Source organism: Bacillus sp. FSL R5-0439 (assembly GCF_038008805.1).
GTDB classification, from domain to species: domain Bacteria; phylum Bacillota; class Bacilli; order Bacillales; family Bacillaceae; genus Bacillus; species Bacillus safensis.
The window spans coordinates 2,344,529-2,364,724 of record NZ_JBBOZW010000001.1; the positions used below are offsets into that span (position 1 = coordinate 2,344,529).

Sequence of the window (20,196 nt, forward strand, 5' to 3'; positions counted from 1 at the left end):
AACCCATATATCATCAACTTATCAATATATCTCCTTTTTCATATAAAAAAGCACCCTACACGGATGCTTCAATCAAATGATATTTTTTCAAAATACGATAGGTGATTTCTTTTGCTTCTAGTCCTGTGCCTTCGATATTTGTGGCGAAGATGTAGGTTTTGTTTTTATGTTTGATGAAGCCTACGTACCAGCCGATGCCTGAGCCGGAGCCTGTTTTTCCGTATAGGGTGGCATGTTTCTCTTCTTCTTGTATCATCATTCGTTTGACTGTTCTCATGTTCTTTAGGTCAAATGGAAGAGTCTCTTCATATAGCTGTTTGAGAAAACGAACTTGTTCGAGAGGAGAAATTCGCAAGGTACTGCTTAACCAAAAATGTCTGCTTTATGGGTTGCAGATTCGTATGGGATGTGTAGATGAATACAGTTGATCAAGTCGTAATGTTCATTATACTCTTTAAAGTAGTGAAATTCATTGATTTGCTTTAGATGGTTGATATTGAAATCAGGGATTTGTTTCTGGACTTTTTCATCTAAAAACCATGTCATCGTTTGTCCTCCAAGAGGTTATTGTATAAGTGCAATGATTTGTTTTCTTGTTTCTTCATGGTATTGAACATAGGAATGCAATAAAGGATATGACTCAAGGATCTGTTGATACGATTTGATTTGGGGATATTGCTCTTCAAATGACTGACGCAGCACGTTTAACTGTTTTTTCGGTATTCGTTTATGATCGACCACATAACTTAAGCTGCCTGCAACAAGTGAAAAAAACATATAAAAATCATCTGAGTACATACCAGTTTCTTCTTCAAAAAAGATGATTTCATCTGGATAAGCAGAATCTAATAAGTATTGATAACGTTGTTTTACATCATCGAATAAATCTTGTTTATCACGGCTGATTTTCATGGATTTCCCCATTCTCTCATTGTTTTTAATTCTTATTTAGGAGCTAATGAGATCTTCCTATACACTGCAAATAAATTCTTGTGAATCAAAACATACGTTTTTCGATTCTATTGCGAGTAACATCCCATTGATGTTAAATAGAAAATTTGCATTTGAATCAAATTCTTCAAGAAGTACATTTTTAAGGTTCCCTATCCCTTGAGGATGGTAGCTGCATTCGAAAATTTGCCAATTCATCTCTTCTTGTATCAATTCTTCAAATCTATCATTACCTTCACCCCCATTATAATAAAAACTCGCCACATTCATAAATCGCAATTCATGTTGAGTAACTTTATTTAATTCTGATACTTTTACGCTCAGTATTAATTCTTTATGAAACAAATCAAATGTGACTCCAAGTACATTACAACCACCATCTAGATAATCGATCCATTTTTGTACACTATTAAACATCTCATTCACTCTCCTATTTTTTCAGGATGAACTCTATTCTTATCATGTCACAGAGTTTGTAAATATTCTTCAAATGAAATAAAGTCCGCTTTTTTTCGAAATTCGCTTAAGATATTTTGATCTCCCGTAAAAATAACATCTGTCGAATCAAAAAAACCGATTTCAAACACGGCTTGAGGGATAACGGGTGTATAATTCACATTCCAATATCGTTCATTATCTTCAATTTGAGGTATTGAACTGATATTCAAATGATCTACATGACGAGGCAATGCGGTCAAAACAGCGAAAATAAAAGAATAAGAATAGTCATGTAAGAATTTTTTAAAATGTTCACCCTTCAGAAATAAAAAATCCGTATAATCCGGCATGACTTCTGAATGAAATTGATTATTCCAATCATGAAGCATTGTGAGTGTCACATCGCTTATGACCCAGTTATACTCTTCTACGTTTAAATTGATTTTCTTTATTAATTCATTTACTTCGAATAAATCTTTTTCTTTTGCTAATACGATTCTCATTACTTGCTCCACCTCATCAATTTAAAACATCAGACGAAACTAAAAATATTCTACAGTATCAAAATCAGACCATAATTTCCAGTCAGTGTTCGTGTTTACATTGACAATGAATGTTGGATCTTGATAGATCAAACTCTTAGCAATCGATTGAAAAAAAGAAGATTGACTAGGTAGTTGACCATCCGTTTCTGGATGAAACCATGATTCAGTTGTATAAAGCGGTTTATCATATACATGCTGAACGATGTCAAATTGTTCTTGATCTGTCATCCATAATCTATCCAGTAAATCTCGGTGTTTAGCTATTTCTCTTAACAAAGTAATCCATTCATTTTCTTCTGTTACATTAGCTTGGCATGACTCTGGTATTTGAATATTAAAATAGTCTCCATTTAATTTAATTCGTAAAGGATGCTTTGTGAACCCAGGTTCTATCTCACCTTCATCTATTATTTCATGATGATGATCCACGAAATCAAAAAGCTCATCCAATAAAAAATTGATTGATCCATTCTTCAACTCATGACCAATAGCAAAAAAATCAATAGCCGGTCCTACCTTCGATAAACCGAATAATTGAATCGTGATCAGCCAATTTTCCTCTCTAATAAATAGAGCAAGCTTCCCTTTGGCAAAATCAAAGTTCCCATTATCTAATAGAGGAAACTCTTTATTTAGGAAAGACTCATCTAGTATAGATAACACATTGTCTATTTGATTCATGTCTTCCTCCTTATGAAGTTATTTCATTCTACGTTTGTATAATTCCGAATCAGTTCTTTTCTAAAATCATCAGGAAGTTTTTGATTCGGAAATACAACTGAAATCCAACCTAATACAATCTCATCTAAAGTTCTCCACGTTTTTAACAATTGTTTATTCATTTGTTCTAATTGATGAACTGCTAGTACTCCTATCTCATAACTTCTTTCGCCATAAATGATCCATTTCGCAGAAGGGGAAAACCATATCACACGTGAAGCAATATCCATTATGCTATCATTTACACTCTCTATCGGATAATCCGTTAAGAGATCGAGGTAATCACTTGGTGTGAGGTTTAACGGGATTTTCACCCAAGGATAATAACCAAAATCATGATAATAATCATCCATACTCTTCTGCTCATCTAATACAGCCATGAGTATATAGTCATCATGATGATTCAAAGCTAAACCTTTTAACATTTCCCAGCTATCATCTGATAACAACCAATGGAATTCTTCGAATAAATAATGAGGGGGGTTCGTTTGCAACACTTGATAAGGGAATGTTTTTCTCCTGTGAACGAGCGAATGAACAAACGATAAAACATGTTCAAATTCTTTTGGATCGGATATAAACAAATGTTTCACTTTACGCTCCTTTCATATCTTCGGGTAAGTCTATCATCAGTCATTGATACTCCATTTCAACGCTTGTAACATGACGCATAATAGAAAGCATTTGAGTGTAATAGTCATTGAATGTTTTTTGATCCTTCAATAATCCTTCAAACCAATTTGCTAAAACAGGGTGATCCATTGGTTTCCACCCTTCTTTTAATAACCTATTTTTCACAGAATCTTTTGTTGATACCATTCCTATGATACAAATTTCCATATCTCTATCTGCCCAAATCGCCCACTGCAAAGAATGCGATAACCAGACCACTATGTACGAATTCGTTATGATATCATCTGCTATAGACTCTTTTGGATGCGCCCATAGTGCATTTACATAATCCTCACTTGAAATGTTTACATTCGCTTTCAGCCAATTATAATAACCAAATTCCTTCAAATAATATTTGGTTGGATCTGGTTGAAGGACTGCAGTCAAAAATTCTCTATCTTGTGTAACAGTTGATAACTCTTTTATGGTTGGTAAAATATCATCACTCAATGCCCAATCAAACTCTTGAAACAAAAAACAATCAAATGTCTTACGGAAGACTTGTTGTGGCAGCTCTTTATTTGTGTCAAACACATGATCTACTAAATTCTGATACAATTCGAATTCTTTTTCTGAACGAATAAATAAGTCTTCAAGCCGTTTCAAATAACTACCTCCACTCTTGTTGAACTAGTAGTTTTTTAATTCTTCCTCTATATCTTTTTTTAATGTATGAATTTCAATTGAAACCGAATCATTTCGATTATAGAAAATCGACGGATTGATTCCATCTGCTATCATTCCGGGTAGCCACTCTTCTATCAAATCATCTAAATCAATCATTCCTGGCACTGATTTTTCCCATTGGTCGATCGCACAATAAGCTGCATGATCCTCTGTCGGCCAAAAATGAAGCTGTGGTACACCATATTCATCCTCTGACATCACCCATCCCTTCTCGTTTCTTAATGACCATACTTCTTCAAAATCAACAATCTTTTTAATGAAGTAGTCATAACGCTTTTTCGCAGGTAATTGGACGGTGGTTTCTAATTCTTTCGGATGCATGGACATCGCGTCACTCCTTATCTATTGATCTACTGTAACGGCTTGATTTTAGACATTACTTATTGAAGACGACGACTCCATATGGATTGTAAAACAAATCATCTTCGGGATAAAAATCGTATTCAATAAGATCTAACTTTATCTGCTGACCTTCATCATAGATAACCTTTTCTTTTAAAGCTTCTCTTTTTTCTTGAATAGATTTGTTTATCCAGTTTAAAAAGTACCGCTCTATTTCATCAGCATGAAACCCTTCAAACATCATTTCCGGCTCTCCAAATTGTTGAAAACCACTTGTCACATATATAACATCACTTTCTTGAACAATAGAAGTCATATATTGATAAGGATTGAACTCTTCTATTAAACTTTGCCATGTCTTCTTCATAAAAGAACGACCTGATGATTCAACTTTTATCGCCATGCCATCAATCTTTAGTAAATCCGTAGTAACTTGCACAAGCGCGTTTATTTCTTCTAAGGATTCAGTCATCCCAATGATATACAAGCATGTTTGATGCGTATCTATTTGTTTAAGTTCTTCTGAATTGAATTGTTCATTTGGAAGGAAAGTCTCGCTTAATTGATCAATATGATCCACTACTTCAAGTTCGTAATCAGTTCCAGTTCGTTTATGTATGATTCGATGATTAACATATATATAATCATTCAATTCTTCGAGTTCTTTTAAATGATGTGACCAAAATCCTGGAATTGCGATAACTGTTTCAGGCATAAAATTTACTCCTTTTATTTAAATTAAGGCAAAGCCATAAGAATATAACAAGATGATCTATAGGAACTATTTGTATTTTTCTAACCAGTCATTCAAATCATCTACAGAATGTAAGTAAGAATTAGGTGAATCTTTCAAATTAATTCCACTCAAAAGAACCAACATATCCCAAACTTGATCATCGTCTATTTCTGGATCGTCTGCAGAAACGTAAACTTCAACCCAATCAGAAATTTGTTCTCTGGTCATCGTCCCCTCTAAGACTTTTCGTATTTTATTTAAACAGTCTAGCATTTTGGGTTCGTCCATTAATTACATCCTTTATATGTAATTTTTCCAAAATTCACTTCACGCTGTAAGCTGCCTATATTTCATATTTGATAATATCCTCCATTGACATACCTTTAAAATATAAAGAAAGAATGCTTATAATAGTGTATTCACCAAGTATACCAATCGGGTTAAATATCATTTTAGCCGTTTTTGGGTCAGCAACCTCTAAGTCCATAACAGGTGCAATGGAACCTTCTTTTCCCTCGCTTACGTAATAATTTTCATCTCTATATGTCACGAATTTCAGATTTTGAAGATCATCTTCTTTTATAAAATCTTGATTTATTTTTGTGATGACTTTCCATAAACCATTTAAAAAGCCTGTCAGGCCTGTATTTGCAACAAATAGCCCCTTCTCTTTTTTTATCAATTGTTTTAACTCACTTTTTTCTATTCTGTCATCAACAAATAAATCATAGTATTGGATTAAAATATCATCATATTGATTTTTCCCCTCACCCGAAATGATCAAAGCATAGCTCAATTTTCCAACTTCTTCTAACGGGAGTTCAATAATAGCTCCCGGTTCTACTTTACTTAAAGTTTTTGCTTTTTTAGTTGCTATTTTAATGTCCGTTACTTCTTTCTCATTTAAATCATCAAAATAGTGACTGCCTCCGTTATTTAAGACCGTCATGATTGTCAAAAGCATCTCATCAATCGTTGGCTTTCTTTCCAAATGTTCCTCAGTCATTTCATAAAATTGTTCAATCGCTTCTTCAAAAATATCTAATCCGTCATCACCGATGATGATGTTCTTTTTCTTATGTTCTTCTTCCCAAAAACCCATAGAAAAACATCCCCCTTTTTGCGTTCTAGATTTTCACAAGTGTTATGTTATTCTCATTTGGCTTTATCACGATAATCGTATACTTGTATAAACAGTTTTATGTGTACGTTTGAATAGTGCCGCTTCATGATCCGTTAGCCATTTGAGCTCTCGCATGTGGTATGAAACTTCTTCTAAATAAGTATCGGTTTCAGCAATTAATTTTTTATCTAAAATATTTCTTTTATTGTCTTCAACTACAAGATAAAGAGTAAACTGCTTTAAATCTAATTTGATAAGTGGGTAAGCTTTCTTTTTTTTATCGGGACTTAGTTTTGTTTTCCCTTTAATCTCCGCTTTATATTCCTTCTCTTTCATTTTCTTAAATGTCGCTTTGACTAACTGACTGTCCCAATTTTTCAGTTCACACAGATAGAGCATCGCTTTTTCCAAAGTATCTGCTAAGATCTTTTTCTTATTTGTTGCATTTCCAAATTCACTGTAACAAAAAGGTACTTCTAGCTCATACGTATTTTTTAAAAATAACATGTTAGGTTCTTCTTTTGAGGTACTAATTAATTTGTAGTCTTTAAAAGAGCCACAAATCAAAACAATGGCCTCACAATCTTTCGTTTGTAATCTCTTTTCTAATTCGTATAAAAACATTTCAGTCATACAAAGGGATTGGCTAGCTAAAATTCCATGATCATCATCTGACATTAATTGTATATTTTTCAAATGCACTCTTTATAAGCCTCCTAATAAGATTTTATTCATCATGGCTTTGAATGGTTTGCTCATTCTTTTTCCTTTACTTGCTTTCTTTACTGCAAATGCTCTACCTTATCTTGTTCCTATCTTAGCACCATTTCTCTCCCTTTTAGACCGGTTAAAAAAATCCTAACTGCTTAGGGTTTGAAGAATTTCTGTTGCTTCTTTATACAATTCATCAATTAATGGTATAATCATTCCCCGCAAATCTGATTCATTTTCAAAATCTATTAAATATCCTTTTTTGCTCACGAGATTATTCGATACACAAATCCAAATATCGAGATGGTCTATACAGTAACCTTGATCACCTTCTTCACCATCATGAAACTCTTCGCCATTTAGATAATCTACTGAAAAATATATGGATGAATGATATCCTGCTGTAAAACAATCTGAGACTTGAATTTCTCTCCCTCTAGATTTTTTTCCATATACGAATCGTCCAAATTCAGCATTGATCGTTAAATCTAAATCTTTAAATTTTGCTTGTTTTTCTTTTACTAGATTCAGTGCGATATTTGTTATTTCTTTTTCAATATCTGCGATAGATTCTTTGGTCATCGTGTTTAATTTAACTTTCTTCAACTTTTCCTCCAGTATAAAACCCTTCCTATTCTTAGAGAGGGTTATTTAAACTAATACTAAAAGTAATTCATGACATTATTACTACTACATTAGTTTACTTTTATACAGCTTATTTTCTACAAAGATATAAAGATATCCTTCAACTACTTTGTAAGTAGGATCACACTGTGAGGGATCAATTCCATCTAAAAATAATTTCATTATAAACGTTTTATCGTCAACTATTTTAAAAGCATACTGTTTATGTTCCATATTATTAAATAACAAGATTTGACTCTCAGAAACATATAGTTGGTCACAGTACCTGTATTCTTTTCTATCTAGGTGGTACATTTTCTTTTTTTGACATGACTGATTATCAGGGTTTAAATCATAAGAAAAAGTTGAAATAACAATTGTTTGCTCTTCTTCATAGCTAGTGTATAGTTCTGAACCTAGAGTTTGTATTGAAGAGCATTCATACATTATCCCTTTAAACTCTTCCTCAAATAACACTTCTCCTATAATTAAGTTCATACAGTAAATTCCTTTACCCTTAGGGTTTAATTCATCAAATATCCCCTCTTCTGAGATACCAATCCATAATAATCCGTTTTCATCCAGATGAAATGTATTAACACTTAGTAAAAAAGAACATATTTCTACCATATTATTTTGTTTTAAATCTAAAAAATTTATTTTACATATATCATCTTGTTCAAACACAATGACAATGGTATCGTTTATTTCTTGTATTAAATAAATATAGCTATCAGAATCAAGTTCATTTAATGATTTATTCATTATAATACTATGATCCTTGACTACTTGAAGTATTAGTTGATCATCAATAAGAAATACCATATATATTTTCTCATCTCTTCCAACATTAAAATAAATTAGATCTTCTTTTGGACAATCAATTACTTTCTCTGTAGTTATTTCACTTATCAATCATCTCAACTCCTAATATGAAAATCTTGTTCTTAGAGTACCATCTTTTTGGACTACCACTCTAACTCTCTTTGTTTTTTCCTTTCCCATTGACATCAACATGTTTTTTATAGGTTTTCTCATAAACTGTTGATCTTGGTTTATTCCCAGCTCCAGGCTTTCCAGTCCTCGAGGTTAGTTGCACAGTACTAATACTTCACACTTTTAAGACACTAAGAACTTTATAATCTTCACAATAGAATTTAAAGGTCTCTTCTTCGAAATCTTCAACTAAATAGTTTAATCTTTCCCAACCTTTGTTAAGTTTTGATATGTTAAAACTTAATATCGACTCTTCATGAAAGTCTAAATCTTTTATTTCAATAGATATAACATTTATAAACTTAAGATGTATTTCAAAATTTTCTTTTGAGTTTTTATACGGTATGTTTAATTCGATTGACTTTATTCTTTCATAGGCTTCATTATAATCTTTGTAATAACGAAATTCGTTTAATTGCATTAAATGGATTACATTAAAATCTCTTATATATTTTTGAATTTTACTATCTAAATACCAATCCATTTCATTCACCTCCAAAAATGATATGTTTTTTCCTTACCTCTATGCCCATAGTAACTTTTATAATTCATAAAGATGTGGTTTTGAATGGTCTTTTGGCATTCCATGATCAGAGTGATCGACTCGATATTTCTTACGGCCGAACTTATCATTTATTACAGTTGATTTCTCCTTTATACCATTCTTAATACCCAATTCTCTTCGCAATCAGTAGTTTTCTTGTTTAAGTATGAATATCGTTTGTTTACATCCAAATGTATTGTTGATTCAAATACTATCTTATTACAGAATGGCTAAAAATCAGTTTTCCCTTATACACAAATCCATATATCGAGATACGGATTTTAAAAACAAATCATCTTCTGGATATAAAAAATCGTATTCAATAATATCTAACTTTATCTGCTGACCTTCATCTTAGATAACCTTTTCTTTTACAGCTTCTCTTTTTTCTTGAGTTGAACTCTTCCATTAAACTTTGACTCTTCTTCATAACAGATTGACCAGATGATTCAACTTCAATTTCAGTAATTCCGTAGTGAATTGTACAGGAGCCTTTACTTCTTCTAAAATTCAGTGTACCTAGAAATTAGGTGAATCCTTCAAATCAATCCCACTCAAAAGAACCAATATATCCTAAAATCGATCATCGTCTACTGAAACGTAAATTTCAGTCCAATCAGATTTCTCCTCCATATTAAAATCTGAAGAACCTTCATTTTTATTTAAAGGAAATTATTTTTTTTAGAGATTTTTCTAATAAATCAATTGGTATATGGTCATGACTAATATAGTGAAATATTGCAATACCATTTTCCAATGAGAGAATTGTCCATGCCATTTCTTCAGGTGAAAGAGTAGATGTAAGGTTCTCTTTTTCTATTAAATTCTCAATGGATTGAGAGATTTGTTTTACCGATTGTAGGATCATATTTGACCACTGACACCTTACTTCCTCATTTCTCATTGAATACAAAAGAAATTCCATATTAAGCAGGCTCCACGTCCGATTTTCTTCACAATTTTGAATAGACATTTGATTCATTTTTTCTGGAAAGTGTAAAAGAGAAGGCTGTTCTGCTAATAAAGCATTGATTTTTTTAACATGTAATTGCATTTGTTGTTCCAATAGAGCCAGAAATATCTCTTCCTTTGAATGGAAATGCGCATAAAAGGCCCCTTTGCTAAATCCTGCATATTCTGCCAATTTATCAATGGAGACCCCATGAAAACCATACTTGGCGAAATTCTCAACTGCAGAATTTATGAGTAATTTCCGTGTTTCATCTTTCCTTTCATTTTGCGTTTTTCTTTGTCTAATCATTCCTTTACCTCCTTATCTTGACAATCATACCATATAGAATTAATATACCAATTAGTATATAAATTCTATATGGTATATATCTTGATGTACAGCATAAACAATTAATCGCTATGGAAAAGGAGCAAAACAATGCGAAAGATGGGGAAAAAAATTCACAAAACGAAAAGGGACATAATCGCTCAAACAGTTAAATCAGGGATTATTACATCAAATTTAATCCCAATGTGTGCTGGCTTAACCTTGGCATTATACACTTATCAAATTGACATCCTTCATAAATCTATTGAGATACTATTTGCATTTGCAGGTTCAATTTTATTAATTGGTGCTGCTGGAGCTTTAAACAATTTGTATGATAGGGACATAGATTCCGTGATGAATAGAACAAAAAACAGACCTACTGTAACAGGAGAAGTCAATCTTAAAAAAGTTCTATGGCTTAGTATCTTAATGTCTATTTTAGGATTGATTTTTTTAGCATTTACAACCTATCTAGCAGCTATTATAGGATTGATTGGTTTACTTTTTTATATTTTCCCTTATACAATGTGGAGTAAAAGAAAAACCGTTTACAACACAGAAATTGGTAGCATTTCTGGGGCAATGCCGCCTCTCATTGGTTGGACGGCTATTTCACCAGACATCTCACACCCAGCTATTCTGGGGTTATTTTTCATTACAATTATTTGGCAGATGCCGCATTTTTACTCAATAGCTATTAGAAAGCAAAATGAATACAAGGCAGCAAACATTCCCATGCTACCTGTTGTAAAAGGAATGAAAAGAACATACTTGCAAACCAATCTTTATATCTTAGCAATAACCTTAAGCAGTTTTCTTTTCCGTTCTTTAAGCATAGGGCTTGTGCTTATGTCTTTTTTTCTAGGTTTTATATGGATTTGTTTAAGTATTTTAGGTTACAAACGAATGAATTCAGAGAAGTGGGCATCATTTATGTTTGTCTATTCACTAATTTATATGACAACTCTTTATTCAACGGTCATTATCTATACTCTTATTCGTCAAATTTTTTGATTTATTCAAACCTTAGTTGTGTAGATAACCATAAAAAGCATCCTAAACGGATGCTTCAATCAAATGATATTTCTCCAAAATACGATAGGTGATTTCTTTTGCTTCTAGTCCGGTGCCTTCGATATTTGTGGCGAAGATGTAGGTTTTGTTTTCATGTTTGATGAAGCCTACGTACCAGCCGATGCCTGAGCCGGAGCCTGTTTTTCCGTATAGGGTGGCATGTTTCTCTTCTTTTTGGATCATCATTCGTTTGACCGTTCTCATGACAGATAGGTCAAATGGGAGACTTTCTTCATATAGCTGTTTGAGGAAATGGACTTGTTCTATTGGAGAAATGCGCAACGAACTGCTTAACCAAAATTGATCGATTCCGCCAGATATGTCTTCATTCCCATAGTGAATGGCTTTCACCCAATGGCTCATGCGTTCTTCCCCGATGTCACGCGCCATGGCTTGATAGTACCAGACGACTGAATCTCTCATGCCAGAGCCCAGTGTATGATCCTTATTCCAGTTATCAATTTCTCTTTTTACTCCGTCCCAATATTTGATGTCATATTCATCTCTCACCACGCCGGTTTGGAGGCCGATGAGGGCATTTGCCACTTTAAATGTTGATTGTGGGGCAAAGCGCTGATTCGCTCTTTTTTTGTTATACACCCATGGAGATTTTTCTTTTACTTCTTGTATCACAAATGTGCCTTCCCTGTCTTTCAAGAATTCATCTACTGACCATGCTGGTGATGTTCCCTCACTTGATGACGGCTGACCGATACAAAGTGCCATCAGCATAATGGAAGAAACCAACCATTTCATATGCTTTTTCTTCAAAAAAATCGCTCCTTTTCCCATGATTTGTATCGATTGTAGCATGCCTGAGCGATGAGACATAAGGTACGCTTGTCCTCTTTTCTGCCAAATAAAAAAAGCCGGTTTCATCCGGCTTTCTGATCATATTAGCTTTCTTTTTTCTCTTCAATGGCCTGCTTCGCGATTTTTGAAATCGTCATATCATCCATTGGCGGGTTATGGAGCCCAGCACGAATATCTCGATAGTAACGCTGCAGCGGACAGCCAAGACTCAAACTTTTTGCACCGACTAAACGCATGGCTTTATCAACCACCTGCAGACTATGATTGACGACTGTATGCTTCACTGCACCGAATTCATTGATTAACAGCTCTCTTTTCTCAGGCTGCTCATACAATGTTGTCGTTGAATAGATGACGTGGCGTGCTTGCTTTAGTAGTAAATCAATTTCGCCAATCAGTGTTTGGACATTTGGCAGGTCACTAATCGTTCCGCTAATACTGTTCGGTGAATGGGTAATGGCATATTGAACAGCATAATCTCTTGCGGCTTGCGCAATCCCTAAATAGCAGGAAGGAATATGTGCGATCCAAGGGTTTAATGTACCGCCTCGAGGTCCTTTTTGCACTTCAACAAGCATGTCATCTGGGACTTCCACTTGGTCTAGGATTAAATCATGGCTTTCTGTTCCTCTCATGCCGACAACATCCCATGTTTCTTCTATAGAAACACCTTTCGTATCACGGTGAATTAAGAAGAATCCCATCGCTTCTTTTTCTTCAATCCATACGCCGACTAAAAAGTATGTGAGAGCTGGTGACATCGTTGTGAAAATTTTACGTCCATTGATCACCCAGCGATCACCTGATTTAATTGCTGTTGTTCCAGGCTTGCCGCCTCTTGTTGGGCTGCCGGTCTGCGCCTCACTCACAGCGCGGTTGACAAGGGCGCCCTTCTTCACTTCTTCCGCAAAGAATTGCAGCTGTTTCTCATTCCATAGTTTCTTTTCATAAATTTCACCTACAACTCCTTGGTGCCAGCCGATCGATAAGGCAGTTGCTCCGTCCATGCTCCCAAGCGTTTCTTGAAATAGAACCATATCTGTTACAGATTGACCTCCGCCTCCATATTCAGTGGGAAGAGACAGGGTTGTATATCCCATGTTTACTAATGATTCGATATTCTTTTTAGGAAAATAAGCGCCTTCATCATGTTTTTTTGCGTTTTGTTCGATCGTTTCACGAAGAGATTCCAGCTGATTGAGCCATGTTTTTTGAAAATCGGTATCGACAAATAATGCTTTAGACAAAATGTATCCAACTCCTCTGTTTCTCACAATCTATGATATCTCATTTTTCCAATTGGAATGAATAAAACACACTTTACTTATAGGATTTAATGTGTTAAATTTTATCAATATTAAGTACATCTGTCAAAGGAACGTGATGCTTTTATGATCTCAGCTACTAATCTACATAAATCTTATGGGCAGACCCATGTGTTAAAAGGCATTGATTTTTCCGTACAAGAAGGTGAAGTGGTCGCAATTATTGGACCGAGCGGATCAGGAAAAACAACACTTCTCCGCAGTTTAAACAGCCTCGACATTCCAGACAAAGGAAAGCTGACTGTTGGAGAAGCCACGATTCAATTTGAACGATATCATAAAAAAGATCTTTTAAAACTAAGGCAGCAATCTTCCATGGTATTTCAGCATTATCACTTGTTTCAAAATAAACGGGCACTTGAAAATATTACAGAGGGATTGATTGTGTCTCAAAACATGTCTAAGAAAGAAGCAGAAAAGGTTGGAGAGCAATTTTTAACGCGGATTGGACTGCTTCATAAAAAGGATGCATTTCCGAGTGAACTATCTGGCGGGCAGCAGCAGCGGATTGGAATTGCCCGCGCTCTTGCGATGAATCCTGCGGTGCTTCTGTTTGATGAACCAACGTCCGCACTGGACCCAGAGATGGTTGGAGAAATCCTTGAAATGATCAAGGATATTGCAAGCCAAGGGATGACGATGGTCATTGTGACGCATGAAATTTCCTTTGCAAAGGACGTAGCGGATACGGTGATCTTTATGGCAGATGGGGAAATTGTTGAAAAAGGCTCACCAGAAGATGTTCTGATGAAGCCTCAGCATGAACGAACGAAACAATTTTTATCCAGAATTCATCGCGGAATGTGGCAAGGATCGGAGGAAGACATATGAAGCAAAAGACAGCATTCATGACATCTGGTGTCCTTCTGTTTCTCCTCTCTTTGATTGGCTGCAGCAGTGTAAAAACAACAACAGATGATGGGAAACAAATTGTGAAAGTCGCACTGAGTGCAGAGGTCAATCCACCCTTTTTAGCGACAAATGACCGAAACGAACCGATTGGCTATAACATTGATTATTTAAATGAAGTGGAAAAAAGACTTCCGCACATCCATTTTGATTACATCTTTGGCGAGGAAGAATCCAATCTTATTGGTGTTGGCGCTGGGAAGTTTGAAATGGCAGCTAATTGGTTTTTCAGTAACCCTGAACGCGAAAAGCGGTTTCTTTATCCTAAGGTTCCGTACGGCTATTCGATGACAGGTTTAATTGTGAATGAATCAAACCAGGATATTCAATCGCTTGACGATATGACATCTAAAAAGCTGGCTCCTGTAAGTCCTAGCGGCGGATTGCGTTCCATATTAAATCAATATAATGAAGAACATGATCCAGATATTCCGCTGACAACCATTGAGAGCCCTTCAAATGAACTCAACTTAAAGCGCGTTGAAAGCGGAAGGTCCGATGCGGCCTTTATGAATATTTCGACCTTTGATACCATTCAAAAGCATCTGAACCTGAAGGTCAAAGTGGGCGGGATCGTGTCAAAGGAGCCGATCTATCTTGTCTTACAGCCAAGTCAAAAACAGCTTGCAGCAGATTTGGACCGGGTTACACAAGAGATGATTGATGATGGAACATTGCCTAAGCTTGCGAAAAAGTGGTTTGGGGTTGATTTCTTTCAAGATATTGACTACATCTCAGAGCAAGGCTATCAATATGAAGAAAGGAAGGAAGCGTCATGACGTTTACAGCTGGAGATTGGCTGCGGATCTTTTTACAGGTGCTTGAACGCCTGCCACTCACTTTTCTCATTATTGTAGTGTCATTGTTTTTTGCCATCTTGATAGGGCTTTTATTTGCATGCATTCGTATTAAGCAAATCCCAGTGCTGAAGCAATTGGCTGTTGTCTATTTATCTTTTACACGAAGTACGCCATTAATTGTTCAGTTATTCTTAATTTATTTTGGACTGCCTCAGCTTTTACTTGTGGCAGGAATTCAAATCAACCATTGGGATCGTGTGTTATTTGTGATGATGACGTTCTCTTTACATACGGGTGCTTATTTATCTGAAGTTTTTCGCAGTGCGTATTCATCAGTTGGAAAAGATCAACTGGAAGCCGCCTACATTGTTGGGATGACAGATACACAGGCCTTGATCAGGATCATTATCCCGCAGGCCTTTCTCATTGCCCTACCAAACCTCGGAAATTACACCATTGATCTTGTGAAAGACACGGCGATTGCCTTTACGATCGGGCTCATCGATATTATGGGACAGGTGAAGATCATCTTAGGAAATAACTATGGAATCGGCATGTTTGAAGTGTATGTAATCATTGCGATTGTGTACTGGCTCATTTGTATGAGCATTGAACTAGTCACCATGCTGCTTGAAAAGAAATTTGTAAAAGGCCGCACCAGCCTGTCACGTTAAGGAGGCGATTTAGATGCAAACCATTGATATTCAATTTGCGATTGACCAAGTACCTCATATTCTAAAAGGCGTTCCTTTCACCTTATTAATTGCACTAGTTTCTATGGCTGTGAGTCTTGTGATCGGATCTGTTTTTGCTTTTATTCGTCTCTTTCGCATCCCTGTACTCAGGCAGCTGGTCACGCTCTACGTCTCCTTTTTTAGAGGTACGCCTCTAATTGTTCAACTGTTTGCTTTCTTTTATGGGCTTCCTTTTGTTCTAACTAGCATGAGCGGCACATTCGGGCTGACCTTTCACCCGGACATGGTCTCCCCATTAGCTGTTGCCCTCATTACCTTCAGCCTGCATTCAGCCGCCCATTTAACAGAGGTGGTCCGAAGTGCACTTCTTGCAGTAGACAAAGGGCAGCTGGAAGCGGCAAAAATTGTAGGCATGACCACAAGGCAGGCGATGCTTCGCATTATTTTGCCGCAGGCATTTGTTGTGGCCTTACCGAACCTAGGCAATCAGCTCGTTCAGCTATTAAAAGCGACATCTCTTTCGTTTACAATTGGGGTACTCGAAATCATGGGTATTTCCCGGATCATTGCAAATGACGGCTATCAGTTTTTAGAAACTTATCTCGTCTCTGCTTTGATCTATTGGCTGCTGAGCATTTTCTTTGAATTAGCTTTTGCATTATTAGAGAAACGTGTCAGCGTGTACGGCAGAACTCTCGGACGTTAAAAAGTCGATCAGGCACAAAAACCTGATCGACTTTTTTTATTCACCCTTTTTTGGTGTGTTAAACAGTTCTTTTGGTGCGGGATTGAGCTTTGGTGCTGAGCCGAATACGACAGGTGAAGAAATATATCTGAACTCTCCTTTTCCATCCATGCTGCGGCCATGTGCCCATCTGCCTTCCTTGCTTTCTTCCCCTCTTGAGAAGTTAAACAAATCATAGGATACTTGCTGTTTTTCTAGTGAACGAGGGAAAGTGGTTGGTACGACGACATCCCCTTCTCGCTCTTCTAATTCCTTAATTGCTGCAAGCCACATATTTTGATGATATGTATCACGAGCAATGAGGAAGGAAAGCATATCTTTGACGCCGCGGTCATCTGTCATCTCGTAAAGCCTTGTGACCTGAAGTCTCCCCTGTGATTCTGCATTTAAATTGGCTCTGAAATCCGCCATTAAATTTCCGCTTGCAATGATATACTTGGCATTCCACGGATACCCTTGACTATCCGCTGCCATCGCCCCTAAGCCGGCAACAATTGCATGCTGCGGATTCATTCCGCCCATAACAGCCGCAAGTGCTGGATCACTTTGATACGCCTGTTCCTGTTCTTTTACCGGTGCTTTATCAAGTAGACGAGCGATCATTGTCGCCAGCATTTCGACATGACCAATTTCCTCTGTACCAATATCAAATAATAAATCCCTATATTTTTGGTCTGCCCGGCAATTAAAGCCTTGAAATAAATATTGCATCATCACACTAATTTCACCATATTGACCGCCTAATACTTCTTGCAGCTTTTTCGCGTAAAGCGGATCAGGTTTTGAGGGCTTTGCTTCATATTGCAATTCTTTGATGTGATAAAACATGATGTCATCTCCCTTATCATGAAACATCTTTTCAATTATCACTATTCAACCGCAGCTCTCTTTATGAAATGACCTGATCACATAAAAAAAGAGAATGGCTTATGCCATTCCCTTTGTTATCTTACTTATTCAGCACTGACTAAAATTTTCACTTGATCTTTTTCATTGATTAATGCATGGAAGCCATCCTCGATCACATCGTCCAGCTTGATTTTTTTCGTGACGAGTGTGTCTGCAGAGAAATAGCCTTTTCTCATTAAGTTTAATACAGATGGGAATACGTCTCTGTAGCCGATAATTCCTTTTACTGTACGTTCTTTGATGACGATATCATTCGGCATAATTTCTGCGCCTTTTTCCCAAATGCTCACAATGACTGTTTCACCTGAAATTCTAGTTGATTGGATTGCTTGCTTCAATACAACAGGTACACCTGTCACTTCAAAAGATACATCGACGCCACCGTTTGTACGGCTTGCGATTTCTTGAACAACATCTTCATATTGAGAAGGATCTACAATGATCGCTCCAAGCTCTTTTGCTTTCTCTTGGCGTTCTTTCGATAATTCAACTGCATAAATATCAGTAGCACCAGCTGCTTTTAATGCTTCAATGACAAGTAAACCAATTGGTCCGCAGCCAAACACAGCCGCTGTATCCCCAGCTTGTACTTTACTAGAACGTACCGCATATAAAGCAACTGCAGAAGGCTCAACAAGCGCGCCTTGCTCATAGGAGATTTCGTCTGGTAATAAATGAAGTAATTCTTCATCAACTGATACATATTCAGAGAATCCACCGCCGCCTCCGGCAAGTCCTAAAAAGCCCATGTTTTCATCTAAGTTATAAGCACCTTGATGCCCGTGAGTTGCAAAAATAGGTTCAACAACCACTCGATCGCCTACTTTGTAATTGCTCACGCCTTCTCCTACTTCAACAACTTCCCCAGAGAACTCGTGTCCCAGCGTAACTGGTGCTTTTTCTTTTGTAAGTGGATGAGGTTCATTCACAGGAATGAAGATCGGTCCGCCTAAATATTCATGTAAATCACTACCACAAATGCCGCACCATTTTACTTTCAGTTTCACTTTACCTGGAGCAACTGTTGGTTCGTCAATTTCCTCTAGTCGAATGTCCTTTTGATCGTGCCAGCGTAGTGCTTTCATTTGTAAGACTCCTTTTCTCATCAATTTAATTAACTTACTTAAATAATGATAACATAATTTTTTTAATTTTCTAAGTAGGATGCACTATTTTTTTGACAGTCAATGGACGAAAGATGACAAAACATAGCAATAGACAGATAAGAAGCATACATATACACCCAATGATGACGGACATTCTGATTGATAAAACATGAGCGAGCCCGCCGAATATTCCTGTCATGGCTATTGTCAAAATGGCTTCAATGAAAGCATAAAAGCTGGCTATCCTCCCCATCAACTCTACTGGGATATTTGTTTGATAGAACGTCATAAAACCTGTATTCGCAAAAGCTAAAAAGAAGGCTAAAACAAAAAATCCAACAGCGGCTGCAAATAGGGTGCTGGAAAATGCATAAATAAGATAGCCAAACGCCACAAACAAACTGCCGATTCCAAGCATCAGCGAAACTGACAGCCTTTCGACAATGACCGAATTAAGACTTGCCCCTGCGATGATGCCTGCTCCAGCCACACTAACAAGAAGGCCATATTGGGTATCAGTCAGCATCAGTACTTCTTTTGCAAAGGCTGTTTCAAGTGAGTCAATGGCCGTAGGAAGGACCGATATCGCCGCACTAAATAATAAATATACCGCCATGATCTGGCGTGACGTCAGACTAAATCGCAGAACAAGCTTTGCATCCTCTTTTAACATTGAAAGGGAAAACCCCTTTTGGCCAGCATCTGTTTTGAGCAAATTCGGTAAACACATCGTTAACAGAGCAGATATCAAAAGGCAGAACGCATTTACATAAATTGAAAGAACAGGCGTCCCGATGAGAAAAAGTAGACCTGCTGCTGCGGGTCCAAGTAAAAATCCACCGGATTGTAATAAAGAGCGAATGGCATTAAACCGTTTTCGGTTATCGGCCGGGATGAGTCCTGTCATATACACCATCGACGCTGGATGAAACATCGCTTGTGCCATCTGTATGAAAAACACCATGACATACAGGATGAGCAGATGTCCTGAAAATAAGGCAAAAGGGATGCATGCAATGAGCAAAGCACGGGTAATATCTAAACTGATCATCACATTCCGCTGATTCAGCCTGTCAATCAAACTGCCAGACCAGCTATTGGTCAAAAGAGAAGCTGCCGGTCTTAGCAAATAAACTGCTGTTACAGCAAGTACAGAGCCCGTTTCTTGAAAAATAAGCAGATGGAGGGCAATCATATAAATCCATTCTCCTATGTTTGCGATCCCGATGGCTCCAAGCAAAATACTCATATCCCGCCAATGTTTTTTCATCATTGTCCCCCCTATTTGTCATAAAAAAAATCCCGCCCCCAAGACATTTCTGTCTTGAGGACGGGATTTACTCCGCGTTGCCACCTCAGTTCATTCATCTGTTGCCAGATGAACCTTAGCGGGTGATCATTCACCCTTCTCTGTAACGGGAGAAATTCGCTGCACCACCATCCGAGAGA

26 protein-coding genes and 1 pseudogene are annotated in these 20,196 nt (G+C 36.7%); 5 read left to right on the forward strand and 22 right to left on the reverse strand.

Translation table 11 applies throughout. From position 1 onward, the window contains the following. Positions 1–55 precede the first annotated feature (55 nt). From NST59_RS12020 to NST59_RS12100, 17 genes and pseudogenes are all read right to left on the reverse strand, one after another. A pseudogene (locus NST59_RS12020) lies at positions 56–373 on the reverse strand (penicillin-binding transpeptidase domain-containing protein); the annotation flags it as partial. Then, positions 364–546 (reverse strand): hypothetical protein, encoded by a 183-nt coding sequence (locus tag NST59_RS12025; protein WP_039180154.1) that lies wholly within the window; start codon positions 544–546, stop codon positions 364–366. The gene NST59_RS12025 and the pseudogene NST59_RS12020, both read right to left, overlap by 10 nt. A gap of 18 nt (positions 547–564) precedes the next feature. Continuing rightward, positions 565–912, reverse strand: a complete 348-nt coding sequence (locus NST59_RS12030; RefSeq protein ID WP_039180157.1) for a YxiJ family protein — start codon at positions 910–912, stop codon at positions 565–567. A 57-nt stretch (positions 913–969) separates the two neighbouring features. Continuing rightward, positions 970–1,368 carry a YxiG family protein gene (locus tag NST59_RS12035; protein WP_039180160.1) on the reverse strand — a complete coding sequence of 133 codons (399 nt, stop codon included), beginning with the start codon at positions 1,366–1,368 and terminating at the stop codon, positions 970–972. 47 nt (positions 1,369–1,415) lie between these two features. Beyond that, the gene (locus NST59_RS12040; protein WP_039180163.1) at positions 1,416–1,892 is read right to left on the reverse strand and encodes a hypothetical protein; all 477 of its coding nucleotides are present in this window, start codon (positions 1,890–1,892) and stop codon (positions 1,416–1,418) included. A gap of 39 nt (positions 1,893–1,931) precedes the next feature. After that, positions 1,932–2,615, reverse strand: a complete 684-nt coding sequence (locus NST59_RS12045; RefSeq protein WP_039180166.1) for a DUF7003 family protein — start codon at positions 2,613–2,615, stop codon at positions 1,932–1,934. Positions 2,616–2,638: 23 nt separating this feature from the next. Next, complete coding sequence (locus NST59_RS12050) at positions 2,639–3,247, reverse strand: hypothetical protein (protein WP_039180169.1); 609 nt, start codon at positions 3,245–3,247, stop codon at positions 2,639–2,641. Positions 3,248–3,287: 40 nt separating this feature from the next. Beyond that, positions 3,288–3,932 carry a hypothetical protein gene (locus NST59_RS12055; protein WP_341040632.1) on the reverse strand — a complete coding sequence of 215 codons (645 nt, stop codon included), beginning with the start codon at positions 3,930–3,932 and terminating at the stop codon, positions 3,288–3,290. Positions 3,933–3,956: 24 nt separating this feature from the next. Then, complete coding sequence (locus tag NST59_RS12060; protein ID WP_084096414.1) at positions 3,957–4,340, reverse strand: DUF2750 domain-containing protein; 384 nt, start codon at positions 4,338–4,340, stop codon at positions 3,957–3,959. A 49-nt stretch (positions 4,341–4,389) separates the two neighbouring features. Beyond that, positions 4,390–5,070 carry a hypothetical protein gene (locus NST59_RS12065; RefSeq protein WP_039180174.1) on the reverse strand — a complete coding sequence of 227 codons (681 nt, stop codon included), beginning with the start codon at positions 5,068–5,070 and terminating at the stop codon, positions 4,390–4,392. A gap of 66 nt (positions 5,071–5,136) precedes the next feature. After that, the gene (locus NST59_RS12070; protein ID WP_039180177.1) at positions 5,137–5,379 is read right to left on the reverse strand and encodes a hypothetical protein; all 243 of its coding nucleotides are present in this window, start codon (positions 5,377–5,379) and stop codon (positions 5,137–5,139) included. A gap of 55 nt (positions 5,380–5,434) precedes the next feature. Next, entirely contained in the window at positions 5,435–6,193 is a 759-nt protein-coding gene (locus tag NST59_RS12075) for a hypothetical protein (protein WP_039180180.1), read from the reverse strand. 66 nt (positions 6,194–6,259) lie between these two features. After that, complete coding sequence (locus tag NST59_RS12080) at positions 6,260–6,916, reverse strand: hypothetical protein (RefSeq protein WP_039180183.1); 657 nt, start codon at positions 6,914–6,916, stop codon at positions 6,260–6,262. A gap of 156 nt (positions 6,917–7,072) precedes the next feature. Beyond that, positions 7,073–7,531 carry a hypothetical protein gene (locus tag NST59_RS12085; RefSeq protein ID WP_039180184.1) on the reverse strand — a complete coding sequence of 153 codons (459 nt, stop codon included), beginning with the start codon at positions 7,529–7,531 and terminating at the stop codon, positions 7,073–7,075. Positions 7,532–7,615: 84 nt separating this feature from the next. Next, complete coding sequence (locus NST59_RS12090) at positions 7,616–8,464, reverse strand: hypothetical protein (protein ID WP_039180187.1); 849 nt, start codon at positions 8,462–8,464, stop codon at positions 7,616–7,618. A 196-nt stretch (positions 8,465–8,660) separates the two neighbouring features. Continuing rightward, entirely contained in the window at positions 8,661–9,029 is a 369-nt protein-coding gene (locus NST59_RS12095; protein ID WP_039180189.1) for a hypothetical protein, read from the reverse strand. A 718-nt stretch (positions 9,030–9,747) separates the two neighbouring features. Next, positions 9,748–10,350 carry a TetR/AcrR family transcriptional regulator gene (locus tag NST59_RS12100; protein ID WP_039180192.1) on the reverse strand — a complete coding sequence of 201 codons (603 nt, stop codon included), beginning with the start codon at positions 10,348–10,350 and terminating at the stop codon, positions 9,748–9,750. 129 nt (positions 10,351–10,479) lie between these two features. Here NST59_RS12100 and cyoE point away from each other — a divergent pair, with 129 nt between their 5' ends. Beyond that, complete coding sequence (cyoE, locus tag NST59_RS12105) at positions 10,480–11,385, forward strand: heme o synthase (protein WP_126681550.1); 906 nt, start codon at positions 10,480–10,482, stop codon at positions 11,383–11,385. Between the two features lie 42 nt (positions 11,386–11,427). On the opposite strand, the gene blaBPU is transcribed toward cyoE, so the two are convergent. Both blaBPU and NST59_RS12115 read right to left on the reverse strand, forming a co-directional pair. Beyond that, positions 11,428–12,216, reverse strand: a complete 789-nt coding sequence (gene blaBPU / locus NST59_RS12110; RefSeq protein ID WP_144490355.1) for a BPU family class D beta-lactamase — start codon at positions 12,214–12,216, stop codon at positions 11,428–11,430. A gap of 125 nt (positions 12,217–12,341) precedes the next feature. Beyond that, positions 12,342–13,505, reverse strand: coding sequence for an acyl-CoA dehydrogenase family protein (locus NST59_RS12115; protein WP_144490356.1), 1,164 nt, complete (start codon positions 13,503–13,505; stop codon positions 12,342–12,344). A 144-nt stretch (positions 13,506–13,649) separates the two neighbouring features. Here NST59_RS12115 and NST59_RS12120 point away from each other — a divergent pair, with 144 nt between their 5' ends. From NST59_RS12120 to NST59_RS12135, 4 genes are read left to right on the forward strand one after another with little or no spacing between them, the layout of a single operon-like run. Next, positions 13,650–14,414 (forward strand): amino acid ABC transporter ATP-binding protein, encoded by a 765-nt coding sequence (locus NST59_RS12120; protein WP_059374701.1) that lies wholly within the window; start codon positions 13,650–13,652, stop codon positions 14,412–14,414. After that, positions 14,411–15,271, forward strand: coding sequence for an amino acid ABC transporter substrate-binding protein (locus NST59_RS12125; RefSeq protein ID WP_039180202.1), 861 nt, complete (start codon positions 14,411–14,413; stop codon positions 15,269–15,271). The genes NST59_RS12120 and NST59_RS12125 overlap by 4 nt, the downstream gene beginning before the upstream one ends. Next, positions 15,268–15,966 (forward strand): amino acid ABC transporter permease, encoded by a 699-nt coding sequence (locus tag NST59_RS12130; RefSeq protein WP_039180205.1) that lies wholly within the window; start codon positions 15,268–15,270, stop codon positions 15,964–15,966. Before NST59_RS12125 ends, NST59_RS12130 begins: the two co-directional genes overlap by 4 nt. Positions 15,967–15,979: 13 nt before the next feature. After that, complete coding sequence (locus NST59_RS12135; RefSeq protein ID WP_144490357.1) at positions 15,980–16,693, forward strand: amino acid ABC transporter permease; 714 nt, start codon at positions 15,980–15,982, stop codon at positions 16,691–16,693. Positions 16,694–16,729: 36 nt separating this feature from the next. On the opposite strand, the gene NST59_RS12140 is transcribed toward NST59_RS12135, so the two are convergent. From NST59_RS12140 to NST59_RS12150, 3 genes are all read right to left on the reverse strand, one after another. Beyond that, complete coding sequence (locus NST59_RS12140) at positions 16,730–17,560, reverse strand: manganese catalase family protein (protein WP_144490358.1); 831 nt, start codon at positions 17,558–17,560, stop codon at positions 16,730–16,732. 125 nt (positions 17,561–17,685) lie between these two features. After that, complete coding sequence (locus tag NST59_RS12145; protein WP_047201964.1) at positions 17,686–18,726, reverse strand: 2,3-butanediol dehydrogenase; 1,041 nt, start codon at positions 18,724–18,726, stop codon at positions 17,686–17,688. Between the two features lie 70 nt (positions 18,727–18,796). Further along, on the reverse strand, positions 18,797–20,017 hold the full coding sequence (locus NST59_RS12150; RefSeq protein WP_247544500.1) for an MFS transporter: 1,221 nt from the start codon (positions 20,015–20,017) through the stop codon (positions 18,797–18,799). Positions 20,018–20,196 lie beyond the last annotated feature (179 nt).